At 71.4% G+C, this 22,210-nt stretch carries 21 protein-coding genes; 12 read left to right on the top strand and 9 right to left on the bottom strand.

The annotated features are described in order from the left end of the window. Positions 1-19: 19 nt before the first annotated feature. Complete coding sequence (locus ACZ7MF_RS04555; protein ID WP_102931996.1) at positions 20-1,231, bottom strand: pyridoxal phosphate-dependent aminotransferase; 1,212 nt, start codon at positions 1,229-1,231, stop codon at positions 20-22. A gap of 234 nt (positions 1,232-1,465) precedes the next feature. Between ACZ7MF_RS04555 and ACZ7MF_RS04560 the strand changes: the two genes are divergently transcribed. Continuing rightward, positions 1,466-2,323: a S1 family peptidase gene (locus ACZ7MF_RS04560; protein WP_471474461.1), complete on the top strand. Its 858-nt coding sequence runs from the start codon at positions 1,466-1,468 to the stop codon at positions 2,321-2,323. A 49-nt stretch (positions 2,324-2,372) separates the two neighbouring features. Here the strand turns inward: ACZ7MF_RS04560 and ACZ7MF_RS04565 are convergent, their stop codons facing one another. Next, positions 2,373-3,983, bottom strand: coding sequence for an N-acyl-D-amino-acid deacylase family protein (locus tag ACZ7MF_RS04565; RefSeq protein WP_471474462.1), 1,611 nt, complete (start codon positions 3,981-3,983; stop codon positions 2,373-2,375). Between the two features lie 46 nt (positions 3,984-4,029). Further along, on the bottom strand, positions 4,030-5,337 hold the full coding sequence (locus ACZ7MF_RS04570) for an amino acid deaminase (protein WP_471474463.1): 1,308 nt from the start codon (positions 5,335-5,337) through the stop codon (positions 4,030-4,032). Positions 5,338-5,473: 136 nt separating this feature from the next. Between ACZ7MF_RS04570 and ACZ7MF_RS04575 the strand changes: the two genes are divergently transcribed. From ACZ7MF_RS04575 to ACZ7MF_RS04600, 6 genes are all read left to right on the top strand, one after another. Further along, on the top strand, positions 5,474-6,529 hold the full coding sequence (locus ACZ7MF_RS04575) for a sugar kinase (RefSeq protein ID WP_471474465.1): 1,056 nt from the start codon (positions 5,474-5,476) through the stop codon (positions 6,527-6,529). After that, entirely contained in the window at positions 6,526-7,290 is a 765-nt protein-coding gene (locus ACZ7MF_RS04580) for an IclR family transcriptional regulator (RefSeq protein ID WP_471474466.1), read from the top strand. Before ACZ7MF_RS04575 ends, ACZ7MF_RS04580 begins: the two co-directional genes overlap by 4 nt. Further along, positions 7,287-7,697 carry a RidA family protein gene (locus ACZ7MF_RS04585; protein WP_356860439.1) on the top strand — a complete coding sequence of 137 codons (411 nt, stop codon included), beginning with the start codon at positions 7,287-7,289 and terminating at the stop codon, positions 7,695-7,697. The genes ACZ7MF_RS04580 and ACZ7MF_RS04585 overlap by 4 nt, the downstream gene beginning before the upstream one ends. A gap of 122 nt (positions 7,698-7,819) precedes the next feature. Then, complete coding sequence (locus ACZ7MF_RS04590) at positions 7,820-9,301, top strand: GntP family permease (protein WP_471474468.1); 1,482 nt, start codon at positions 7,820-7,822, stop codon at positions 9,299-9,301. 63 nt (positions 9,302-9,364) lie between these two features. Further along, on the top strand, positions 9,365-10,012 hold the full coding sequence (locus ACZ7MF_RS04595; RefSeq protein ID WP_471474469.1) for a hypothetical protein: 648 nt from the start codon (positions 9,365-9,367) through the stop codon (positions 10,010-10,012). 67 nt (positions 10,013-10,079) lie between these two features. Further along, on the top strand, positions 10,080-11,402 hold the full coding sequence (locus tag ACZ7MF_RS04600; protein ID WP_471474470.1) for an Nramp family divalent metal transporter: 1,323 nt from the start codon (positions 10,080-10,082) through the stop codon (positions 11,400-11,402). 68 nt (positions 11,403-11,470) lie between these two features. Here ACZ7MF_RS04600 and ACZ7MF_RS04605 read toward each other — a convergent pair whose 3' ends face one another. The 5 genes from ACZ7MF_RS04605 to ACZ7MF_RS04625 form a co-directional block, all read right to left on the bottom strand. Continuing rightward, on the bottom strand, positions 11,471-12,460 hold the full coding sequence (locus tag ACZ7MF_RS04605; RefSeq protein WP_471474472.1) for a hypothetical protein: 990 nt from the start codon (positions 12,458-12,460) through the stop codon (positions 11,471-11,473). Between the two features lie 457 nt (positions 12,461-12,917). Further along, positions 12,918-14,171 (bottom strand): hypothetical protein, encoded by a 1,254-nt coding sequence (locus ACZ7MF_RS04610; protein WP_471474473.1) that lies wholly within the window; start codon positions 14,169-14,171, stop codon positions 12,918-12,920. Positions 14,172-14,259: 88 nt separating this feature from the next. After that, positions 14,260-14,769 (bottom strand): SigE family RNA polymerase sigma factor, encoded by a 510-nt coding sequence (locus ACZ7MF_RS04615; RefSeq protein ID WP_471474474.1) that lies wholly within the window; start codon positions 14,767-14,769, stop codon positions 14,260-14,262. A gap of 97 nt (positions 14,770-14,866) precedes the next feature. Continuing rightward, the gene (locus tag ACZ7MF_RS04620; RefSeq protein ID WP_471474476.1) at positions 14,867-15,058 is read right to left on the bottom strand and encodes a hypothetical protein; all 192 of its coding nucleotides are present in this window, start codon (positions 15,056-15,058) and stop codon (positions 14,867-14,869) included. Between the two features lie 11 nt (positions 15,059-15,069). Continuing rightward, positions 15,070-15,921, bottom strand: a complete 852-nt coding sequence (locus tag ACZ7MF_RS04625) for a helix-turn-helix domain-containing protein (RefSeq protein ID WP_471474477.1) — start codon at positions 15,919-15,921, stop codon at positions 15,070-15,072. Positions 15,922-16,139: 218 nt separating this feature from the next. Here ACZ7MF_RS04625 and ACZ7MF_RS04630 point away from each other — a divergent pair, with 218 nt between their 5' ends. Beyond that, positions 16,140-16,628 (top strand): ATP-binding protein, encoded by a 489-nt coding sequence (locus ACZ7MF_RS04630; RefSeq protein ID WP_471474478.1) that lies wholly within the window; start codon positions 16,140-16,142, stop codon positions 16,626-16,628. 98 nt (positions 16,629-16,726) lie between these two features. Here the strand turns inward: ACZ7MF_RS04630 and ACZ7MF_RS04635 are convergent, their stop codons facing one another. Then, complete coding sequence (locus tag ACZ7MF_RS04635; RefSeq protein ID WP_471474480.1) at positions 16,727-18,442, bottom strand: chitinase; 1,716 nt, start codon at positions 18,440-18,442, stop codon at positions 16,727-16,729. 317 nt (positions 18,443-18,759) lie between these two features. On the opposite strand from ACZ7MF_RS04635, the gene ACZ7MF_RS04640 reads away from it, so the two are divergent. From ACZ7MF_RS04640 to ACZ7MF_RS04655, 4 genes are all read left to right on the top strand, one after another. Next, complete coding sequence (locus ACZ7MF_RS04640; protein WP_471474481.1) at positions 18,760-19,701, top strand: hypothetical protein; 942 nt, start codon at positions 18,760-18,762, stop codon at positions 19,699-19,701. A gap of 118 nt (positions 19,702-19,819) precedes the next feature. Beyond that, positions 19,820-20,527, top strand: a complete 708-nt coding sequence (gene cpaB / locus ACZ7MF_RS04645) for a Flp pilus assembly protein CpaB (protein WP_115743954.1) — start codon at positions 19,820-19,822, stop codon at positions 20,525-20,527. A gap of 7 nt (positions 20,528-20,534) precedes the next feature. Further along, positions 20,535-21,818 (top strand): AAA family ATPase, encoded by a 1,284-nt coding sequence (locus ACZ7MF_RS04650; protein ID WP_471474483.1) that lies wholly within the window; start codon positions 20,535-20,537, stop codon positions 21,816-21,818. After that, positions 21,815-22,210: a TadE/TadG family type IV pilus assembly protein gene (locus ACZ7MF_RS04655; RefSeq protein ID WP_471474484.1), complete on the top strand. Its 396-nt coding sequence runs from the start codon at positions 21,815-21,817 to the stop codon at positions 22,208-22,210. The genes ACZ7MF_RS04650 and ACZ7MF_RS04655 overlap by 4 nt, the downstream gene beginning before the upstream one ends.

Consider the following 22,210-nt stretch of genomic DNA (forward strand, 5'->3'; position numbering starts at 1 on the left):
GGATACTCGGTCGGGATGCTCAGTGCTGGCCGTACCCGTCCAGGAAGTTCCCGATCCGGCCCACCGCCTCGCGCAGGTCCGCGGCCGTCGGCAGGGTCACCACCCGGAAGTGGTCGGGCTCGGGCCAGTTGAAGCCGGTGCCCTGGACGACCATGATCTTCTCCTGGCGCAGCAGGTCCAGGACCATCCGCCGGTCGTCCTTGATCTTGAAGACCTTGGGGTCGAGCCGCGGGAAGAGGTACAGCGCGCCCTTCGGCTTCACGCAGGTCACGCCGGGAATGCTGGTCAGCGCCTCGTGGGCGGCGTCCCGCTGCTCGCGCAGCCGGCCGCCCGGCAGCACCAGCTCGTTGATGGTCTGCCGCCCGCTGAGCGCCGCGACCACGCCGTGCTGGCCCGGCATGTTGGCGCACAGGCGCATGTTCGCCAGGATCGTCAGGCCCTCGATGTAGGACTCGGCGTGCGCGCGCGGCCCGGAGATCGACATCCAGCCGACCCGGTAACCGGCCACCCGGTACGCCTTCGACATGCCGTTGAAGGTGAGCGTGAGCAGGTCGGGAGCGATCGCGGCGGTCGGGGTGTGGGTGGCGTCGTCGTAGAGGATCTTGTCGTAGATCTCGTCCGAGCAGACCAGCAGGTTGTGCCGGCGCGCGATGTCCGTCAGCCCGCGCAGCATCGCGTCGTCGTAGACCGCGCCCGTCGGGTTGTTCGGGTTGATGATCACCAGCGCCTTGGTGCGGTCGGTGATCTTCCGCTCCACGTCCGCGAGGTCGGGCATCCAGTCGGACTGCTCGTCGCAGCGGTAGTGCACCGCCGTACCGCCGGAGAGCGAGACGGCGGCCGTCCACAGCGGGTAGTCCGGTGCCGGGACGAGGACCTCGTCGCCGTCGTCGAGCAGGCCCTGCATCGCCATCACGATCAGCTCGGAGACGCCGTTGCCGATGAAGACGTGCTCGACGTCCGTCTCGATGCCGAGGGTCTGGTTGTGCATGACGACCGCCCGGCGCGCCGCCAGCAGGCCCTTCGCGTCGCCGTAGCCGTGCGCCGTGGAGACGTTGCGGAGGATGTCCTCCAGGATCTCCGGCGGGCACTCGAAGCCGAAGGCCGCCGGGTTCCCGGTGTTCAGCTTCAGGATGCGGTGCCCGGCCGCCTCCAGCCGCATCGCCTCCTCGAGCACCGGGCCCCGGATCTCGTAACAGACGTTGGCGAGCTTGGTCGACTGGATCACCTGCATGTCCGCGAGCTTACGACCCGGTTACGACCCATGGGCCGTGTCTTCCACCACGTGAGACGCGCCCGTCCGGGTGGTCGCGGCCGCTCGTGACGGCGCCCGGTGGGCCGGTTCGCGCCAACTGACGGCCGGTTACCGGCCCTTGTCCGCACCCCTCTCCGTCATGAGAATGCTCATGACAATACGGCGCCGTCCGGACGATCTCCGGCCGGTGCCCTCCATAGAGGGGACCCCCACATGAACAAGCCTCTCCTTGCCGCGCTCGCCACCCTGGCCGTCACCGGGGTCGGCGTGGCACCGGCGGCCGCGTCACCCGCGGCTCCGGCGTCGTCCGCGGCCCCCGCCGCCGCCCCCGCCGCCCGCGCCGTGTCCTTCGCCGGCACCGTCGCGCTCAGCAACTGCTCCGGCTCCCTCGTGCGCCTGCCCGCCTCCGAGGACGACGACCCGGCGCTGGTCATGTCCAACGGCCACTGTCTGGAGACCGGCTTCCCGGCGGCCGGCGAGGTTGTCGTGGACCAGCCCTCCAGCCGCACCTTCGGGCTGCTCAACGCCTCCGGCACCCGCGTCGGCACCCTGCGGGCCGGCAAGATCGCCTACGCGACGATGACCGACACCGACGTCTCGCTCTACCAGCTCACCAGCACGTACGCCCAGATCCGCGGCTCCTACGGGATCAGCCCGCTCACCCTCGACGACACCCGCCCCACGGCCGGCACCCCGATCACCGTCGTCTCCGGCTACTGGAAGCGCACCTACGCCTGCGACGTCGACGGGTTCGCGTACCGCCTGAAGGAGGGGGAGTGGACCTGGAAGGACTCGGTCCGCTACACCTCCGCCTGCCAGACCATCGGCGGCACCTCCGGATCGCCCGTCGTCGACAACGCCACCGGCGAGGTCGTCGCCGTCAACAACACGGGCAACGAGGACGGCGGCCGCTGCACCGACAACAACCCCTGCGAGGTCGCCGAGGACGGCACCGTGACGGTCCACGAGGGCATCAACTACGGCCAGCAGACCTATCAGATCCCCGGCTGCTTCGGCCTCGACAACAAGCTCGACCTCTCGCGCAGCGGCTGCGTCCTGCCCAAGCCCTGACGACACGGCCCCGGACCGGCCCGGCGGCTCCAGCCGGACCGGCCCCGGCTCAGCGCGGGACCCGGCGCACCGACCGTCCGGCCAGCACGTCGGTGCGCCGCCCGTCCTCCATCACGAACCGCCCGTCCACCAGCACGTACGGGATGCCCGTCGGCAGCACCCGCGGCTCCTCGAAGGTGCTGCCCGCGGCCACCGTCCCCGGATCGAAGAGCACCAGGTCGGCCCGGTAGCCCTCGCGGACCAGACCCCGGTCCGGCAGCCGCAGCCGGGCCGCCGGGCGCGAGGTGAGGTGGGCGACGCACTCCTCCAGCGGGAGCACGCCCAGCTCGCGCACGTAGTGGCCCAGGTAGTGCGGGAACGTGCCGTAGGCGCGCGGGTGCGGCTTGGCGCCCTGGAGGATGCCGTCCGAGCCGCCGGTGTGCACCCGGTGCCGCATGATCGCGCGGACGTTCTCCTCGTGGCCGACGTGCTGGAGGATGGTCGGCGCCAGCCGGTCGGCCAGCAGCAGGTGCCGGGCGACCGTCCACGGGCTCTCGCCGCGCAGCCGCGCCGACTCCAGCACCGTGCGGCCGACGTACTCCGCCAGCGCCGGGTCCCCCGTGCCGGAGATCTCGATCGTCTCCCACTCCATGGGCACCCCGTGGGAGCCGTCGGAGCCGATCTCCTCCATGTGGTGCCGGATGCGCTCGGCGGTGTCGTCGTCCGCCAGCCGCTTCAGGATCTGCTCCGGTCCGCCCTCGCTCGCCCAGCTCGGCAGCAGCGCCACGAGGGTGGTGCAGCCGGGGGTGTACGGGTAGGTGTCGAGGGTGATGTCGGCGCCGCCCGCGAGTGCCTCGTCGAGCAGGGTCAGCAGCTCGGGCGCCTTGCCCTTGTTGACGCCGAAGTTCATGGTGGCGTGCGCCAGGTGCAGCGGGCAGTCCGCCTCCCGGGTCAGCTCCACCATCTCCTCGTACGCCTTCAGGGCCCCCGCCCCGTACGAGCGGTGGTGCGGGCAGTAGTAGCCGCCGTACGACGCCACCACCCGGCACAGCTCGGTCAGCTCGGCGTCCTTGGCGTACATGCCGGGCGTGTACGTCAGCCCCGACGACATGCCGACCGCGCCCTGCTCCAGGCCCTCGGCGACCAGGCGCCGCATGTGCGCCAGCTCCGCCTCGGTCGCCTCCCGGTCGTCCCAGCCGACGGCGAGGGCGCGCACCGTGCCCTGCGGGATCAGGTACGCGGCGTTGACCGCGATGCCCCGGTCGAGCCGGTCCAGGTACTCGCCGACCGACCGCCAGTCGAAGTCGACGTCGTCCCCGTGGCCGTTCCACCCGGCGATCGCCCGGCGCACCTCGCCGAGGGTGCGGTCGTCGACCGGCGCGTACGACAGCCCGTCCTGGCCGATGACCTCCAGGGTGACGCCCTGGGCGGCCTTGGCGCTGTGGTCCGGGTCCCGCAGCAGCGCCAGGTCGCTGTGGGCGTGCATGTCGATGAAGCCGGGGGCCAGGACCAGTCCCTCGGCGTCCAGTTCCCGGCGCGCCTTGGGGCGCTGGCACCCGGCGGCCGCTGCCTCCTTGACGATCGAGACGATCCGGCCGCCGTCGACCACGACGTCGGCGCGGTAGGAGTCGCCGCCGGAGCCGTCCACGACGTCGGCGTCCCTGATGACCAGCTCTTCCATGCCTGACTCCTCCTGGATCCGCTGCTTGGATCCTCTACCCGGTCCTCTAGAAGAACGTGCGGATGTAGTCGACGACCGTCCCGTCCGCCTCGGCGACCGGGATGAGCTGCCACTTGTCGAAGGAGGTGCACGGGTGGGACAGGCCGGTCCCGAGCCAGTCACCGACCTCCAGCTCCGCCTCCCCGGTCGTGCGCACCCACGCGTGCTGGTCGGACAGACCGGTCACCTCGATGCCGGTCGCGGGGCGCTCCGGGCCGCCGTCCGAGGGGCGCACCACCTGGGCGAAGGGCAGGTGGAGGTCGTACGCCGCGTCCCGCTTGCCCGCGTTGGTGAACGCCTGCTCGGGGGAGGGGCGGGAGACGACCTGGCTCCACAGCCGGAAGGCGGGCTCCAGGGCACCCTCCGCGGGGACCCGGTTGAAGGGGGTCAGCTCGCGGTAGTGGCCGTCGTCGTGGGAGACGTACGCGCCCGAGCGCAGCAGCTTCAGGACGGGCAGGGAGAGGTCGGGGACCTCGGCGAACACGTCGGCGACCGCGTCGAACCAGGCGCTGCCGCCCGCGCTCAGCACGATCTCGTCGAGGCCGGTCCCGGCGAACCGCCCGGCCTTGTCGAAGTCGGCGGCCAGCGCGACCAGCCGCCGCAGCCACGCGTGCACGCGCTCCGGGTCGGCGTCCGGCACCTCGCCCTCGTACCCGGCGACCCCGGCCAGCCGCAGCGTCCGGGTGGCGGCCACCGCGTCGGCGACCGCCGCGCACTCGGCCTCGGTGCGCACACCGGTCCGGGCGCCCTCACCGGCGCCCAGCTCGACCACGACGTCCACCGGGCGGCGGGCCCCCGCCCCCGACAGGGCCGCGTCCATCAGCTCGACGCCGCGCACGGAGTCGGCGTAGCAGACGAAGCGGAAGCCGGGGTCGGCGTCCAGCTCGGCGGAGATCCAGTCGAGGGCGGCGGCGTCGACCAGTTCGTTGGCCAGGAAGACCCGCTGGATGCCGAACGCCCGCGCCACCCGTACCTGGTGCGGCACGGCGAGGGTGATGCCCCAGGCGCCGTGCTCGATCTGGCGGTGGAAGAGCTGCGGCGCCATGGAGGTCTTGCCGTGCGGCGCGAAGGCGAGGCCGTGCCGGGCGGAGTACGTCTCCATGAGCTTCAGGTTGTGCTCCAGGCCCTCGGCGGACAGCGCGAGGACCGGGGTGGTGAAACCACCGGTGAAGAGGTTGCGGCGCTGTCCGGCCAGCTCGGCGAGGGTCAGGCCGTACGCGTCCGGCGGGAGGCCCTTGAAGCGGTGGTCGACGTGCTCCTCGGCCAGCCTGGCGAGAGCGTCGCGGCCGTCGGTGGGGCCGGAGTCGAGGGCCATGGAGCCTCCCTGATCTGATGCGTTGCAAAGTCTGCAACGACCATTGCGTATATCGCTTACTGCTGTCTAACATCTCGGCGAACGCGCGGTCAACGGAGCCGCCGCCCACGAGACGCGACGAGGAGCCCCCACCATCGTGACCGCCATCGGACCCACCAGCACCGCCCCCGACGTCATGGACGTCGTCGCGCTCGGCGAGTCCATGGTCACCTTCCTGCCCTCCCGGCCCGGGCGCCTCGCCGACGTCCCCTCCTTCGACCGCGCCATCGGCGGCGCCGAGTCCAACGTGGCCTGCGTGCTCGCCGCCGCCGGACACTCCGCGCGCTGGACCGGCCGGGTCGGCGCCGACGGCTTCGGCGACCACCTCGTCGAGGCGATCGGCGCCTACGGCGTCGACGTCTCCGCCGTGCGCCGCGATCCCGCCCGCCCGACCGGCATCTACTTCCGCACCGCGGGCGACCGCGCCACCGACGCGCACGAGGTGGCCTACTACCGGGCGGGCTCGGCCGCCTCCGCGATGTCCGTCGACACCATGGACCTCGACGCGATCCGCTCCGGCCGCGTCCTGCACCTGTCCGGCATCACCCCCGCGCTCTCCGCCGACTGCCTCGGCCTGACGCGCGAGCTGACCGCCCGCCGCCCCGGCCGGCCCCTCGTCTCCTTCGACGTCAACCACCGCCCGGGCCTGTGGCGCGACGCCCGTCACGGACACGGCCCCGAGGTGCTCCTGGAACTGGCCCGCGGCGCCGACCTCGTCTTCGTGGGCGACGACGAGGCACGGGACGCCTGGGGTCTCGGCGGACCCGAGGCCGTCCGCGCCGCGCTGCCCGAGCCGGATCTGCTCGTCGTCAAGCAGGGCGCGAGCGGCGCCACCGCCTTCCACGGCGCCGACGTCACCACCGTGCCCGCCCTGCACGTCGACGTCGTCGCCGCCGTCGGCGCGGGCGACGCCTTCGCCGCCGGGTTCCTCTCCGCCACCCTGCGCGGGCTCCCGGTGCGCGAGCGGCTGCGCCACGGCCACCTCATGGCCGCCGCCGCCCTCACCGTCCCCGGCGACCTCGCCGCGCCCCCCGCCCGCGACCACGCCGACCGCCTGGCCGCCCTCGACGACACCGAGTGGGGGAGACTGCGACTCGGCCCCGGCTGGACACAGGACGTCCGAGGGGCCGACGAGGAGGTACGTACGCCATGAGTCAGACCGTCGACCGCGCGCTCAGCATCCTGCCGCTGCTCGCCGAGGGCCCCGCCGACCTGGGCCGGGTCGCCGAGCGCCTGGGCGTGCACAAGTCCACGGCCCTGCGCCTGCTGCGCACCCTCCACGAGCACGGCTTCGTCTACCGGCAGTCCGACCAGCGCTACCGCCTCGGCGCCCGGCTCATCTCCCTCGCCCAGGAGGCGATGGAGAACCTCGACGTCCGCGAGATCGCCCACCCCCACCTCGTACGCCTCAACGAACAGGTCGGACACACCGTCCACCTCGCCGTCCACGAGGAGGACGAGGTCCTCTACATCGACAAGGTCGAGAGCCGCTACCCGGTCCGCATGTACTCCCGGATCGGCAAGCCCGTCGCCATCACCGTCGCGGCCGTCGCCAAGCTGCTGCTCGCCGACCTTCCCGAGGACGAGCGCCGGGCCGTGGCCGAGCAGCTCGACTACCCCATGTACACGGCCCGTTCGACACCGAACGCCGACGGGTTCCTCAAGGAACTCGCCAAGGTGCGCGAACAGGGCTGGGCCACCGACCTCGGTGGCCACGAGGAGTCCATCAACTGCGTCGCCGCGCCCATCCGGGGTGCGGCCGGCCGGGTGGTCGCCGCCATGTCGGTCTCCGCGCCGAACGTCGTCGTCACCGCCGACGAACTCCTCACCCTGCTCCCGCTGGTGCGCCGTACGGCGGACGCCATCAGCGGCGAGTACTCCGGCAGGACCCCAGCCAAGGAAGTCACCGCATGACCGACAAGATCGCTCTCGTCCCCGCGACCCACACCGTCCCCCCGGCGAAGTTCAGCCACGGTGTGAAGAAGGGCAACATCCTCCAGGTCGCCGGCCAGGTCGGCTTCCTCCCCCACGAGGAGGGCAAGGCCCCCACCCCGGCCGGTCCGACCCTGCGCGAGCAGACCCTCCAGACCCTCGCCAACGTCAAGGCGATCCTGGCGGAGGGCGGCGCCTCCTGGGACGACGTGATGATGCTCCGCGTCTACCTCACGGACGTGGACCACTTCGCCGAGATGAACGAGATCTACAACGCCTACTTCGAGGAGCAGGGCCTCACCCAGCCGCCCGCCGCGCGCACGACCGTCTACGTCGGTCTGCCCGCGGGCCTCCTCATCGAGATCGACGCGCTCGCCGTCCTCGGCTGACCGTCCCTCCACCCCGCCTGCCCGACTGCCTGTGAACGGCACGGCGTCCCCCACCCCCGGGGACGCCGTGCCGCGCTCCACCCTGCCCGAAAGCTCCATGTACTTATCCAGAGGACCCCCGAATGTCCTACTCGTCCCTCCCCCTCGCCGCCGCCTCCGAGGCCCCACCCCACACCGGCGGTCTGCTCACCCTGATCGACGGCACCGCGGGTCTGCTGACCGTCGCCGCCATCGGCATCGCGCTGCTGCTCTACCTCATCATCAAGGTGCGGCTCCAGCCCTTCGTCGCGCTGCTCGCCGTCTCCATAGCCGTCGGCCTGCTCGCCGGACTGTCGGTCACCGAACTCTTCGGCACCGTCCAGAAGTCGGACGCCGTCTCGACCATCGAGTCCGGCATGGGCGGCATCCTCGGCCACGTCGCCATCATCATCGGCCTGGGCACCATGCTCGGCGCGATCCTCGAAGTCAGCGGCGGCGCACAGGTGCTGGCCTCACGCCTCCTCGGCCTCTTCGGGGAGAAGCGCGCCCCGCTCGCCATGGGCCTCACCGGCCTGATCTTCGGCATCCCGGTCTTCTTCGACGTGGGCATCTTCGTCCTCGCGCCCATCGTCTACGCCGCCGCCAAGCGCTCCGGCAAGTCGATCCTGCTCTACTGCCTGCCGCTGCTGGCCGGTCTCTCCATGACCCACGCCTTCCTGCCGCCGCACCCCGGACCGGTGGCCGCCGCCGGACTGCTGAACGTCAAGCTCGGCTGGATCATCCTCATGGGCATCGTCTGCGGCATCCCCGCCGTCCTCGCCGCCTGGGTGTTCTCCGCCTGGATCGGCCGCCGCATCTTCGTGCCCGTGCCGCAGGACATGGTCGAGGCGTCCGAGGAGGCCAAGCAGGCCGTCATCGAGGAGCAGCGCAAGGCGGGCGTCGCGCCCACCGAGACCCCGGTCGCGCTCGGCACGGTCCTCGGCATCATCGGCACCCCGCTGATCCTGATCCTCGCCGCGACCTTCTCCTCCATCGCCCTGGACCCGTCCACGCTCCGCTCCGTGATCGAGTTCTTCGGCAACCCGTTCGTCGCCCTGACCATCGCCCTGCTCCTCGCCTACTACCTGCTCGGCATCCGGCGCGGCTGGTCCCGCAAGTCCCTGGAGACCGTCTCGACGGCCTCGCTGAAGCCGGTCGGCAACATCCTGCTGGTGGTCGGCGCGGGCGGTGTCTTCGGCGCCGTCCTCAAGGCCAGCGGCGTCGCCCAGGCCCTCTCCGACACCTTCAACGACGTCGGCCTGCCGGTGATCGTCCTCGCCTACCTGATCTCCGTGGTGCTGCGGGTCGCGCAGGGCTCGGCGACGGTGGCCATCGTGACGACGGCGGGCATCGTGGCGCCGCTGCTCGCCGAGGGCGACCACTCGCAGGCGTTCGTCGCGCTGGTCATCATGGCCATCTCGGCCGGCTCCATCTTCGCCTCGCACGTCAACGACGGCGGTTTCTGGATGGTCGCCAAGTACTTCGGCATCAGCGAGCGGGACACGCTCAAGACGTGGACCGTGCTGGAGAGCGTCCTGTCGGTCGCCGGGTTCGTGGTGGCCGCGGTGGTGAGCCTCTTCGTGTAGGCGTCTGATAACGAAGTTGGGGCTGGCTGTGTCCGACACAGGATCGTCGACCATACTGCCCGCGTGGAGCAGCGCAGAGGATCGACGAGCCAGCCCCTGGAAGGCGCCGGATTCGACCCGGCATTCATCCCCGGGCTCACCGCACCCGTGTCCGGTGAGCCCGAGGACGTGAGACGCGACGAGGCGGAGGCGGAGAAGGACGCCGACGCGGAGCCCGCGGAGACCGCGGCCGTCGGCGAACCGCCCGCCGAGGACGCGGAGGACGCCGAGGAGGCCCGGGAACCGGAGGACGAGGCCCCCGTGGACGGCCCCGTCTTCGAGGCGTCCGACCGCCGCGCCAAGATCGTCGCCGACCACAAGGGCGTACGTCTCTCCCTCGACGACCAGGGCTGTGAGTTCCGCTGGGACGAGGTCGGGGCCGTCGAGACGGAGACCGGCCGCTTCGGCAAGCGGTTCACGGTCACGGTGCACACGCCGGACCGCCGCTGGTACCCGATCGAGATCGAGGCCACCTCCCGAAGCCGCTTCGCCGAGTGGGAATCGGCCCTGGACGAGGTCCTGGACGCGTACTTCGAGGACGGCGAGGCGGAGGCCGAAACCGAGGCGGAGTCCGAAGCGGAGGCCGAGGAGACCGCGGACACGGCAGAGACGGCGGACCCGGCGGACTCGGAAGAGAAGGACGCCGAGGGGGCCAAGTCCCGCGCGGAGTAAGCGTTTCGGGTGAAGATCCGTGCACGCCCTCTTGTCGCACCGGCGGCCATGGGCTTTCTTGACCTCCATGGCGGACACCACGGGCAACACCTCAGACGCAGGCGTATCGGTCGGGGCCGACCAGGCCCCCCGTAAGTCCAGTTGGCGCCACATCGGCCCCGGCATCGTCGTCGCCGCGACCGGTGTGGGCGCCGGCGACCTCGTGGCCACCCTCATCGCGGGCAGCAACTTCGGCTACACCCTGCTGTGGGCGGCGGTCATCGGCTGCCTGGTGAAGATCTCCCTCGCCGAGGCATGCGGCCGCTGGCACCTGGCCACCGGCCGCACCCTCTTCGACGGCTGGGCGAGCATCGGCCCCTGGACCACGTGGTTCTTCGCGATCTACGCGGTGATCTGGGGCTTCGTCTACGGCGCTGCGGCGATGTCGTCCAGCGCCCTCCCCCTCCAGGCCCTCTTCCCGGACGTCATGGACCTCGAATGGTGGGGCATCGCCTGCGGCCTGGTGGGCCTGGTCTTCGTCTGGTTCAACAAGTACAACGTCTTCGAGAAGGTCATGACGGTCCTGGTGGGCGTCATGTTCGTGGTGACGGTGTACCTGGCGATCCGCGTCACGCCCAACCTGGGCGACGCCTTCGCCGGACTCCTCCCGGTCCTCCCGGACGAGAAGGACTCGGTCCTCAACACCCTGGGCCTGATCGGCGGCGTGGGCGGCACCATCACGCTGGCCGCGTACGGCTACTGGGTCAACGCCAAGGGCTGGACCAACACCGGCTGGATGAAGATCATGCGCCTGGACAACCGGGTCGCCTACGCCACGACCGGCATCTTCGTCGTCGCGATGCTCTTCGTGGGCGCCGAGATGCTCCACTCGGCGAACATCGCGATCGCGGGCGGCGACAAGGGCCTGATCCAGCTCGGCGACATCCTGGAGCAGGAGTACGGCACGGCGACCGGCAAGCTCTTCCTGATCGGCTTCTTCGCCACCAGCTTCACCTCGCTGATCGGCGTCTGGCACGGCGTGAGCCTGATGTTCGCCGACTTCCTGGCCCGACGGCGCGGTGAGCGCGAGGCGCGGGGCGACGAACTGGCCTCGGGCCGCCGCGAACGCTCCTGGGCCTTCCGCGCCTACCTGCTGTGGCTCACCTTCCCGCCCATCGTCCTGCTCTTCCAGGACGAGCCCTTCCGCCTGATCATCATCTACGGCGTCCTGGGCGCCGCCTTCATGCCCTTCCTCGCCCTCACCCTGATGTGGCTCCTCAACTCCTCCCGCACACCGAGAGAGTGGCGCAACGGCAGCCTCAGCAACGGCATGCTCACCGTGGCCGGGCTGCTGTTCCTCGTCCTGTGCGTGAAGCAGGTCTGGGACCAGCCGTGGTCGGAGTTCTTCTGACGGGACCGGACCGGACCGGACCGGACCGGACCGGACCGGACCGGTCCGGTCCGGTCAGGGATGTCGGACTATCCCCACTCCGACTGCATCTGGACGTCCATGGTCGACTCGCGCGACCGTTGGCTGAGTTTCTCCAGGGAATGGTCCGCGTGTGTCCTGACGGCGGTCCCGATCGCGGGGTTGTTTTGCTCGAACTGCCTGAAGTTCTTGCCGAGTTCGGCCAAGCCGTTGCCCACGGAGACCATTCCGGTAGCCATGGTCACCGCCCCGCCACCAGGGATGAGTGCGCCTGCGAGTCGGCCCAGCACGGTACCGACGCCGATAGAAGTGACCTGTTTCGCGGCGAAGTTCGAGGCGTAGGTGCGCTTCATCTCCTCCCAGTTCTGGAGGACCCTCTCCCTTTCCGCCGGGCTCTGCTGCGCGAACTTCTCCACCATTTCGTCCGCCTTGGAGACGTTCGCCTCGGATCCGAGGTAGGCGACCAGGCGGGCGCCGTCTCTGACGTCCTCCCACTTGGGGATGTTGCCGGACAGCACATCGACGCGCCCGGTGACGGCGCCGGTCGCCCCCTGCATCGCGGCCTCCGCCACCGACGTCTGCGGCGTGGCACCGGCCATTTCGTCTGCGGCCCTGCCTGCCAGGTTGTCCATGATCGTCCTGCGTCCGGCCCCGGCCGGACCGGCGGACTGGCCGGGGGTGCGTCCCGCGGCAGTGGGCCTCTGGGAGAAGGGTGAAGCCCCGCTGCCGAACTGCGCCTGGCCCGCGGCGGCACCGGTCGGCGGGCCGATCCGGTGGCAGATGTCGGCGGCCAGTCTCCGCGCGCCGCCTTCGCTGTCCTCGTAGACGTGCGAATCGCTGTCGCTCAGCATTTCGTCGATCGTCGCATCGAGGCGATAGTGCACGGCAGCCGCGCGGGTCTCGGTCACCCGGTTGAGCCGGGCGTATTCGGCGGGTACCGACACGCGGTGCCGGGAGAGGAAGTCCTTCACGTCCCCGGCGCTGTTCATGCCCTGCGGGGTCGCCGACTGCGCGTCCCGCACGCTGATCTGCCGCTGCACCGCGGGCGTACCGAGGCCGCCCGAGGGCGCCGCGGTCCGATGTGCGCAGCCGGGGCCGTGCTGGTGCCGTTCCTGGGCCCAGGGGTGCCCGGCCATGCGCAGCATCTGGACCACTCCGGCATTGCCCACGGAGGTCTGGGCCCCGGGGATCCCACGGGCCGCGGTCCTGCCGCGTGTCGAGCGCTGACGATGCGGCTGCCGACCGGCGCCGCCTCCGGTGGTCTTGTCGACGGCTTGATCGCGCAACGGAGTACCTCTTCCTTGGCTGTGCGGTGATGTGCAGACGAGGACTTTCCTGGATACCCGCAGGAACGCGCGCGGAGCCAGGTGCGCGCGGGCAGACCACGTGGTCGAACGTGCAGACTTCAGGACGGCCGTCGGCGGACCGCAGACCGTGGACGGCGGACGGAACGCTTCGAGCGAAGCAGGAGCGCCGGACACCCGCCCAGCCCCGCCCCTACCGCAGCCGGTCCCACTTCCCGCTGAGCGCGATCTTCCGCAGCTGCTCCATGGTCAGCGCGGGGGTGTCACGGGTGGCGGCCTTGTCCTGGTCCCCGGTGTTGAAGGCGCTGATCACCACGCGGAAGCCCGCGGCCCCGGGACGCAGCGTGTCCACGGTCCACATCACCACGCCCGAACCGGCCTTCTCGCCGGGCCCCTGCCGGGTCGCGACGCGGGTGCCGTCGGGCAGGGTCTCGCCGTCGGCGTACAACTGCCAGGCGACGTCCCCCATGCCGTACTGCACGTTGATCTGGACCAGGCTGCGGCCCCGGCCGTCGTCCACGACGACGTAGGCGTACTCCGACTCCTGCCCGCCGTGCGCGACGACGTCCAGCTTCCCGGGGAGCAGCTCGGAGAGCGTGGCGGCGACCGACTTCCCGGAGACCTCGGGCCGCTCGGTGCGGGGCGCGGCCGACCGCGACGGCTTCGGGCTCGGGGGGATGGCGTCGACCACCTCGCGCCACACCCCGGCGGTGACGAGCGTCCGCAGCCGCTCCGTCGACAGGGGAGGCTCGTCGCGACTGACCGGCGCGTCCTTCTCGGCGGGGGAGTTCCACTCGGAGACGCTGACGTGCTGTCCCCGGGCGGTGACGAGGTCGGCGGTCCAGAGCTTGGTGTCCACGCGCAGGTCCGGATACTCGTAGCCCTGGTACAGCTTGAGCAGCGAACCGTCGGGGAGCCGCTCGGAGGAGCAGTCGTCGTACGGCGTGACGTCGTGGTCGGGACACGCCATCAGCTCCCGCACCCCGGCGCTCCCCGGCTCCACCCGTGCGAAGCCCATGCCGATGGCCGCGGCCCCGGCACCGTCGTCGTACACGAGCTGTGCGGTCGGACCCAGCCGGTGGTCCGAGCCCCGGGCCGACTCCTTCCCGTACGTGCCCCGGGGAAGGAGGCCCTTGAGTTCGCTCAGCAGGTCGTCGCCGGAGAAGGCGGCCGCGGCGGCGGTCGGGCTGCCGCCGGAGGCGACGGTGGACCGCGTGGGACCGGCCGGTTCGTCCGCGGGCAGGACCAGCACCCCGCCCACCCCGGCCAGCGCGACCCCGGCCACCCCGCTCACCACGGCCGCCCTGCGCCGCAGCAGGGCCCGGCGCCCCCGGAGCCGCCCGGCGGTGACGAGGGCCGCCCGATCGGTCTCGAAGCCGTCACCGGCGTCGCGCAGGGCGGCGCCCAGCCGGTCCTCGAAGGGGTCCTGACGATCGTTTTCGAGCATGGTGAACCACCCTTTCCACACGTGGGTAGAGATGTGCCGCGCGGAGCGGCTGACAAGGGACGGCCAGGGCAGTGGCCGCCTGTGGTCTCTATGGTCTGGCGTACTCCGAGAGGTTCTCGCCCAGCAGTTCCCGCAGCCGTCCGAGCGCCCGCGAGCACCGGGTCCGCACCGCCGCCGAACTGACGCCGAGCACGTCGGCGGTCTGCGCGACCGAACGGTCGTCCCAGTACCGCAGGACGACGACGGCCCGGTCCTTGGCGGGCAACCGCGCGAGCGCGTCCAGCAGCGTCAGCCGCAGGGACGCGTCCCCGTCACCGGTGCCGGGCAGGTCGGGGAACACGTCGGTCGCCCGCTCCCCGCTGCTGCGCCGCCGCTGATGGGCGAGGAAGGTGCGGGTGAGCACGGTCTGCGCGTAGGCGGCCGGGTTGTCCGCCCGCGACACCCGTCCCCACCGCACGTAGAGCCGGCCGAAGGTCTCCTGCACGAGATCCTCGGCCAGATGCGTGTCCCCGGCGGTGAGCAGACACGCGGACCGGTACAGATGCCCGGCACGTGCCGCAGCGAACTCGGCGTACTCGTCCGCCCGCCCCTGCCTCATCCGTCCGTTCCCCCGAGTCCCCGCCGTGGTGTACCGCCTTCACCTCATTGATGCGGTGGACCCCGGAAAATGTTTCATACGGACTTCACAGCAGGATTCACAGCAGGTGGTCGGCCTTCCCCGCCTTGATGTCGAGGATCATGCGCCGCAGCGCCTCCCGGCTGTCGGTGAGGGGGCTGTCCTCGGCCCCGGCTATGGCGACGTAGCCGTTGCCGGTGGTGTCGGTGCCGAGGCGGAAGCAGCTCGCTCCCTCCCCGCAGAACGGCTCTTCCCAGGTGATGTCGTCCATGGTGCGTCTCCTCACAGGCCGTTGGCGACGTCCCGGATGAAGTCGCGGGACGCCTGCGGAGACAGGGCGATGCGCTCCATCCGGTCCAGATGCGTACGGTACTTCGCGAGCTGCGTCTCACCGCTGAGGAATTCCGGCCCGTGGGTGCTGTCGATCTGGACGGTGTCCAGCTGATGCACCGGCCCCTCCAGGTAGTTGAAGATTTGCCCGGAGCCCGGGAAGGCCCCGGCGGCGAAGGGCACGACCACCAGCCGCACGGCCGGGCGCTCCGAGACCGCGACCAGATGCTCCAACTGCGCCCGAGCGACATTGGGGCCACCGAACTGCATCCGCACGGCGGCCTCGTGGACGACGGCGACGTACTCGGGCGGGTCATCGCCCTCCAGTACCTGCTGCCGTTCGACGCGGTAGGCAAGCCGCAGCGCGGCCTCGTGCTCCGGCAACGGAGGAAGGACGGCCCGGAAGAGTTCGAGGGCGTGGTCGCTGGTTTGCAGCAACCCAGGAATGTGCGCGATGTGGACGGTGCGCATACGGGTTGCCCGTGCCTCGAACTCGGCGATGTCGAGCAGCCCCGCGGAGAGCGATCCCCGGTACCGCTCCCACCATCCGCGCCCGCCCGGCCGGGCCATGCGGACGAGCGCCTCGACGTAGGCCTCGTCGGAACAGTCGCAGTTGCAGGCGAGGGTGCGCAGCCGCTCCGGACTGATGCTGCGGATGCCGGTCTCGATGTTGGAGACCTTCGCCCGGTCGAGTCCCAGCAGGCCGGCGGCCTGATCGGCCGTTATGCCCGCAGCGATCCGCATCTTGCGCAGCTCGGCGCCCAGTCGCCGCTGACGCTCGGTCGGTGTCGTTCTCGGAGGCATGCCCTTCCTTCCCCTGCGATCACGCAGCAGTCTGCCGCCCTTCTGCACCCGCACACCACGATCGGGTCATTTTCTCCAACCAAGTGGCAATGTACCCACATTGAAAACTACCTTCAGTGAAGCAACTGTCACACAGAGGTCGGCAGTGCATCGCGCAGGCCTGCCTGGCCGCGCGACGGAGCCACCGACCGCCCACCCGCCCGACGAAGGAGTCACCCGTGCCCGCGACCCGCTGCCCCGCCGCCCCTACCTACCCGGCGGACCCGACACCACCCATCCCCGAAACCCTGGCCTACAGCCTCACGCTCCCCGCCGCACTGGCCAGCGCAGCGCTCGCGCGGGCGACGGCGCGGGAGGTCCTGCGGGCGCACGGCCTGACGGACATGCTGGACCCGGCCCTGCAAGCGGTGGGCGAACTGACGGCCGTCGCCGCCCAATTCACGGAATCCTCGAACTACTACCTGACCCTCCGCTACCGCTTCTCCACCCTCCGCCTGATCGCCTACGACAGTCACCCCCGCCACACCAGCCCCCACCTGGCCACCGCCTGCGACACCCGCCGCCGCGCGGCCCTCCGCGTCCTGGCCTGCGTCTGCCGCGCCTGCGACGGCACGTGGGGCTTCGGCGAGGCGAGGGAGCCGGGCGGCGGGACACGCATGTGGGCGACGCTGCCAAGGGCGAGCGCGGCGGCGTACGGGGCACCTTGAGGGCGCAGGTCACACTCGTGCAGCGGCAGGCCCCCGCCCACGTGGCAGTGGGCGGGGGCCGGAATTGGATCAGCCGGACCTGGTGGGGGTGGCAGGACCTACGGCAGGGCGTGCACGTGTGCGCCCACCGCGTTCGACCAGCTGTTGCCAGCCGTCGCGTCCCAGTTGGTGGACCAGGTCATCGCGCCCCGCAGGTCGGGGTACGTCTTCGAGGGCTTGAAGGAGCCGCAGTTGGTCGCCTTGGTGAGGCAGTCCAGGGCGGCGTTCACCACCGACGGGGAGACGTAGCCGCCGCCCGCCGCGCGGGTCGAGGCCGGCAGGCCCAGGCCCACCTGGGACGGGGCGAGGCCGCCCTCCAGCTGGATGCAGGCCAGGGCGGTGAGGAAGTCGACCGTGCCCTGGGCGTACACCTTGCCGTCGCAGCCGAGCATCGTGCCGCTGTTGTAGTACTGCATGTTGACGACCGTGAGGATGTCCTTCACGTTCAGCGCGGTCTGGAAGTAGCCGCCCTGCGTCGACTGCATGTCGATGGTCTGCGGGGCCATCGTGAGGATCATGTCCGGGCCCGCCTTCGCCGACAGGGCGCGCAGGGCCTGGGTCATGTAGGTCGGGTTGAGACCGTTCTCCAGGTCGATGTCGACGCCGTCGAAGCCGTACTCCTGCATCACCGAGTACACGGAGTTCGCGAAGTTCGTCGCGGAGGCGGAGCTGTTCACCGAGACGGTGCCCTTCTCGCCGCCCACCGAGATGATGACCTTCTTGCCCGCGGCCTGCTTGGCCCGTACGTCCGCCTTGAACTGGTCGACGGTGTAACCGCCGAGTCCGGCCGAGTCGAGGTTGAAGGTGACCGCGCCCGGCGTCGTGGTCGCGTCGGCGAAGGCCACCGCGATGATGTCGTACGCGGACGGCACGTCGGAGATCTTCTGGACCGTCGCCCCGTTGTTGAAGTTCTGCCAGTAGCCGGTCACCGCGTGCTTGGGCAGGTCGCCGCCGTCCCCGCCGCCGTCGTCGGGCGCCGTGGTGCGGGCCGTGACCGCCGCCGACTTCGTGGACTCACCGGCCGCGTTCGTCGCCGTGACCTGGAAGGAGTACGACGTCGAGGCCGCGAGGCCGGTCACCGTCGCCGACGTGCCGGTCACCGCGGTCACCTTCGTGCCGTCGCGGTAGACGTTGTAGCCGGTGGCGCCGGAGACCGTGTTCCAGGCGAGGGAGGCCGAGTTCGGGGTCGTGCCGGAGACGCTCAGGCCGGCCGGGGCCGACGGGACCGTGGGGTCGGGGTCCCCGTCGCCGCCACCGCCGTCGGGGCCGAAGACGGACAGGTCGTCGACGTAGTACGCCGCCTGCCCGTACCAGCCGTGCGTGTACACGGACACGGAGGTCGTCGAGGAGCCGGTGCTGAAGGTGGTCTTCAGCTGCTTCCACGCCGTCGAGTCGGGGGTCCAGGTCGACACGTCCGTCGTGCCCGTGCCCGTCACGCCCAGGTAGGAGTAACCGCCCTGCACCCAGGCGCTCAGCGTGTACGTCGAGTTGGGCTTCACCGCGACGCTCTGCGAACAGCGGGCGTTGTCCTGCCCCGCCGGGGTGGCCTTCAGCGCGGCGGAACCCGCGTGCGCCGGGGAGGCGACCGTCGTGCCGCTGTTCGCCGAGCAGGTCCAGTTGCTCAGACCCGACTCGAAACCGGCGTTCTTGGCGTTGTTGACGTCGGCGGCCGAGGCCGGGCCGACGGCCGTGAACGCGAGTGCCAGGGCGGCGGTGACGGCGCCCGTCAAGGAGCCGAGACGTCTTCCGCGGCCGCGTCTGCGTACGGGGTCCACTGCTGCCTCCGGGGGTGGGGTGGGGCGGAATGGGGGACGGTGGCCACCGCTGACGTACAAGGTGGTCCAGACCAATTGAAGGTGTCAAGAGGTAGGTACGGACCAAGTTGGCCGCCGGGTCGCACCGTCCGGAAAGCGGTGGCTCGCCCTCGAAAATGCTCAACCTGCCCTGATTTGACGCATCTTGTGCAACACAAGTTGTTCCACAGGCTGGAGAAACGCTGTTCTCCGGTCACAGACGCGTGGATACAGTGCTCAGGTAGTCACGCAGTGAAGTCATCCGGGTGTGCCGGAGTAACACCGGCGGGCCGACGGGCATGGGAGACGGGGAGCCGCGCGTGCCAACTGCCATTGCCGTGACCAGTGCCGACCTGGCACTGCCGCCACAGGACGAACGCACCCTGCCCGCGGCCGTGCTCCAGGACGTCGACCGGCGCCCCCTGGAGCACGTCCTGGCCGAGCTGCAGACGCTGGTCGACCAGTGCGGGCACGTGATCGTCGTGTGCTCCGGGGCCGTCCCCGCGAGCGTGGAGCGCCGCCTGCACACCGTCCGCGCCCTCCTGGAGACCGACCGCATCGCCCTGTTCCGGCCGCCCCTGCCGCCGCTCGGCATCGCGGTGCTGGCCCGTCAGTTGCGCCAGCTGGCCTCCTGCGACCTCAGCCCGGGCGTCCTCGCCTCCGCCGGCCGGCTGCTCACCCACTACATCCACGCCGGTGCCCTGCTCGGCTCCGTCGCCCGGCTCGACCACGTCCCCGTGGGCCTGAAGGCGCACGCCAGGTCCTGGGTGCCCGGCAGCCAGTTCGGCGTGGTGGCCCACCCGGTGCCGCAACTGGTGAAGGTCGGCGCCGAAGCCGCCCTCGCCGGACCCGAGTTCGGCACCTGGCTGCTGGTCGCCAAGGGGCAGCACCCGTCCGACTGGGTCACCGGCACCCTCGCCCCGTCCTGGCACGTCCAGGGGCTGCGCGAGACGGCCCTGCCCGCCGAGTCCGCCACCTGGTGGGGGACGGGGCGGCTGACCGAGTTCTGCGCGTACCTCCCCGACCTCTCGGTCCTCTACCAACTCGTCACGTCCGTACGGCGGAGCACCTGCCACTGGTGCGGCATCGACGTCATCGGCGACCGCTGCGTGTTCTGCTCCGCGACACCACCGGTCTACGACGAGGGCGGCGCCGACGGCGGCCGCCGGGACCGGGCGCTCGGCCACCGCCGTGATCCCGCCCTCGGCCGCCGTCGTGAGAGACGAGCCCTGACTGGGTAGGCCCCTAGCGCCCCGTCCGCGTCCACCCGCCCCGCCCCGTCCCGTCCCGTATCGCCCCCGTCCTGTATCGCCCCCGTCCGTCCGGGCGTCCGAACCCCCCAATGAGGTTGCACGGCCCATGAACTCCCGTCAGCGCCGCGGCATCATCCTGCTGATCCTGTCGGTCCTCTGCGCCCTCGGCGCCTTCGCCGGCGTGCTGTCCGTCATCAACGACGTGAAGTCCAAGGTCGGCCCCGAGGTGACCGCGTACCGGGTGAAGTCCGACATCGAGCCCTACACGGAGCTCGGCGCGACGCAGTTCGAGAAGGTCGAGATGCCCGAGCGCTGGCTGTCCGAGAACGCCGTCACCGACCTGTCCCAGGTCCGCGGAAAGATAGCCGTGACCACGCTCGAGGCGGGCTCGCTGCTCCAGACCGACATGATCGTGGAGACGCCCGCCCTGCGGCCCGGGCAGCAGGAGGTCGCCATCATGATCGACGCGGCGACCGGCGTCGCCGGGAAGATCACCCCGGGTTCCACCGTCAACGTGTACGCCACCTTCGAGGGCCCGCGCGAGGGCGACCCCGACCAGTCGAAGATCATCGTGACCGGCGCCAAGGTCATCGACGTCGGCGAACTCACCTCGCTCGAACCCGACGAGGACAGCCGCGACCGCGAGCCCACCGACGCCGTCCCCATCACCTTCGCCCTGTCCACCATCGACGCGCAGCGCATCACCTACGCCGAGTCGTTCGCCCGGCGCGTCCGGCTCGCGCTGGTGGCCCCCGGCAGCGACACCGCGGTCCCCGACAAGGACCGTACGTACGAACTCGCGAAGGACAAGTGAGAGCCGTATGGCCACGAGGATCCTCCCGGCAGTCGGCGACCCGGACGCCGTACGGTCCCTCACGACCCTGCTCAGCCAGCTGCCGGACGCCGAACCGGTCGCCCCGGTCACCGACTCCACCCAGCTCGTCGACACCCTCGCCCGCCTCGCCGCCGAGTCGGTCGACGAACTGCCCGAGGTCGTCGTCGTCCACGAGCGCATCGGACCTGTCCCGGCCCTTGAGCTGATCCGCGAGGTCGCCCTCCGCTTCCCGGCCGTGGGCGTCATCCTCGTCACCTCCGACCCCGGCCCCGGCCTCTTCCAGGCCGCCATGGACCACGGCGCCCGCGGCCTGGTCGCCCTCCCGCTCGGCTACGAGGAACTCGCCAGCCGCGTCCAGGCGGTGGCCCAGTGGTCGGCGGGCGTACGCCGGCACCTCGGCAGCACCGTCGACGTGTTCACCGGAACCGGCGGCACCGTCGTCACCGTCAGCGGCGCCAAGGGCGGCGTGGGCGCCACCCTGACCGCGGTCCAGCTCGCCCTGGCCGCCCAGGCGTCCGGCCGGTCCACCGCCCTGCTCGACATGGACCTCCAGACCGGCGACGTCGCCTCCTACCTGGACGTCCAGTTCCGCCGCTCCGTGGCCGACCTGGCCGCCATCACCGACCTCTCGCCGCGCGTCCTGGCCGACGCCGTCTTCCGCCACGACAGCGGCCTGGCCCTGCTGCTCGCCCCCGGCGAGGGCGAACGCGGCGAGGAGGTCACCGACCGCGCCGCCCGCCAGATCGTGGGCGCCCTGCGCTCCCGGTACGAGGTCGTCGTCGTCGACTGCGGCGCCCAGCTCGGCGGGGCGGGCGCGGCCGCCGTGGAGAGCGCCGACACGGCGCTGCTGGTCACCACCCCGGACGTGGTCGCCGTACGGGGCGCCAAGCGGGCGGTGCGGATGTGGGAGCGGCTGCAGATCCGCAAGGCGCAGGAGACGACCGTGGTCGTCAACCGGCACACGCGGGGTACGGAGATCCAGCCCGCGCTGATTCAGAAGATCACCGGCACGGCGATAGCCGCCACCACGGTCCCCGCCAACTTCAAGGAGCTCCAGGGTGCCGTGGACGCCGGCCGGGTCCACGAACTGGACGGCAGGAGCACCGTGAAGCAGGCCCTGTGGACCCTCGCGGGCGAACTGGGCCTGGCCGGCGTGTCCGACGGGGGCCGGAAGGGACACGGCCGCTTCCGCGGGGACCGGGGCGACCGCGGGGACCGGGGCGACCGGGGCGCGGGCGGCTTCCGTCGCCGGAAGGACGGTGCCGGGTGAGCGGGTTACGCGGGCGGGACCGCGCCCGGGACGGCGGTCAGGTCACCATCGAGTTCCTCGGCATGACGCCGGTGATCATCGCGACGCTGGTGGTGCTGTGGCAGCTCGTGCTCGTGGGATACACGTACACGCTCGCGGGGAATGCTGCGGACGAGGCGGTACGGGCGGCGACCGCGGCCGAGCGCGGGGCGCGGCAGGGCGCCTGCCAGGAGGCGGGCCTGGACAAGCTGCCGGGTGCGTGGGAGGGAGGTGCCGGTGTGGACTGCGGCACCGCGGGCGGTTACGTCACCGCCGACGTGCGCATCGAGGTCCCCCTCCTCTTCCCGGGCACCCTCGGTCTCCCGTTCACCGTGCACGGCCACGCGGGGGCCGTGGAAGAGGAGGACGACTGA

It is taken from the genome of Streptomyces sp. NPDC111628, from assembly GCF_055635195.1.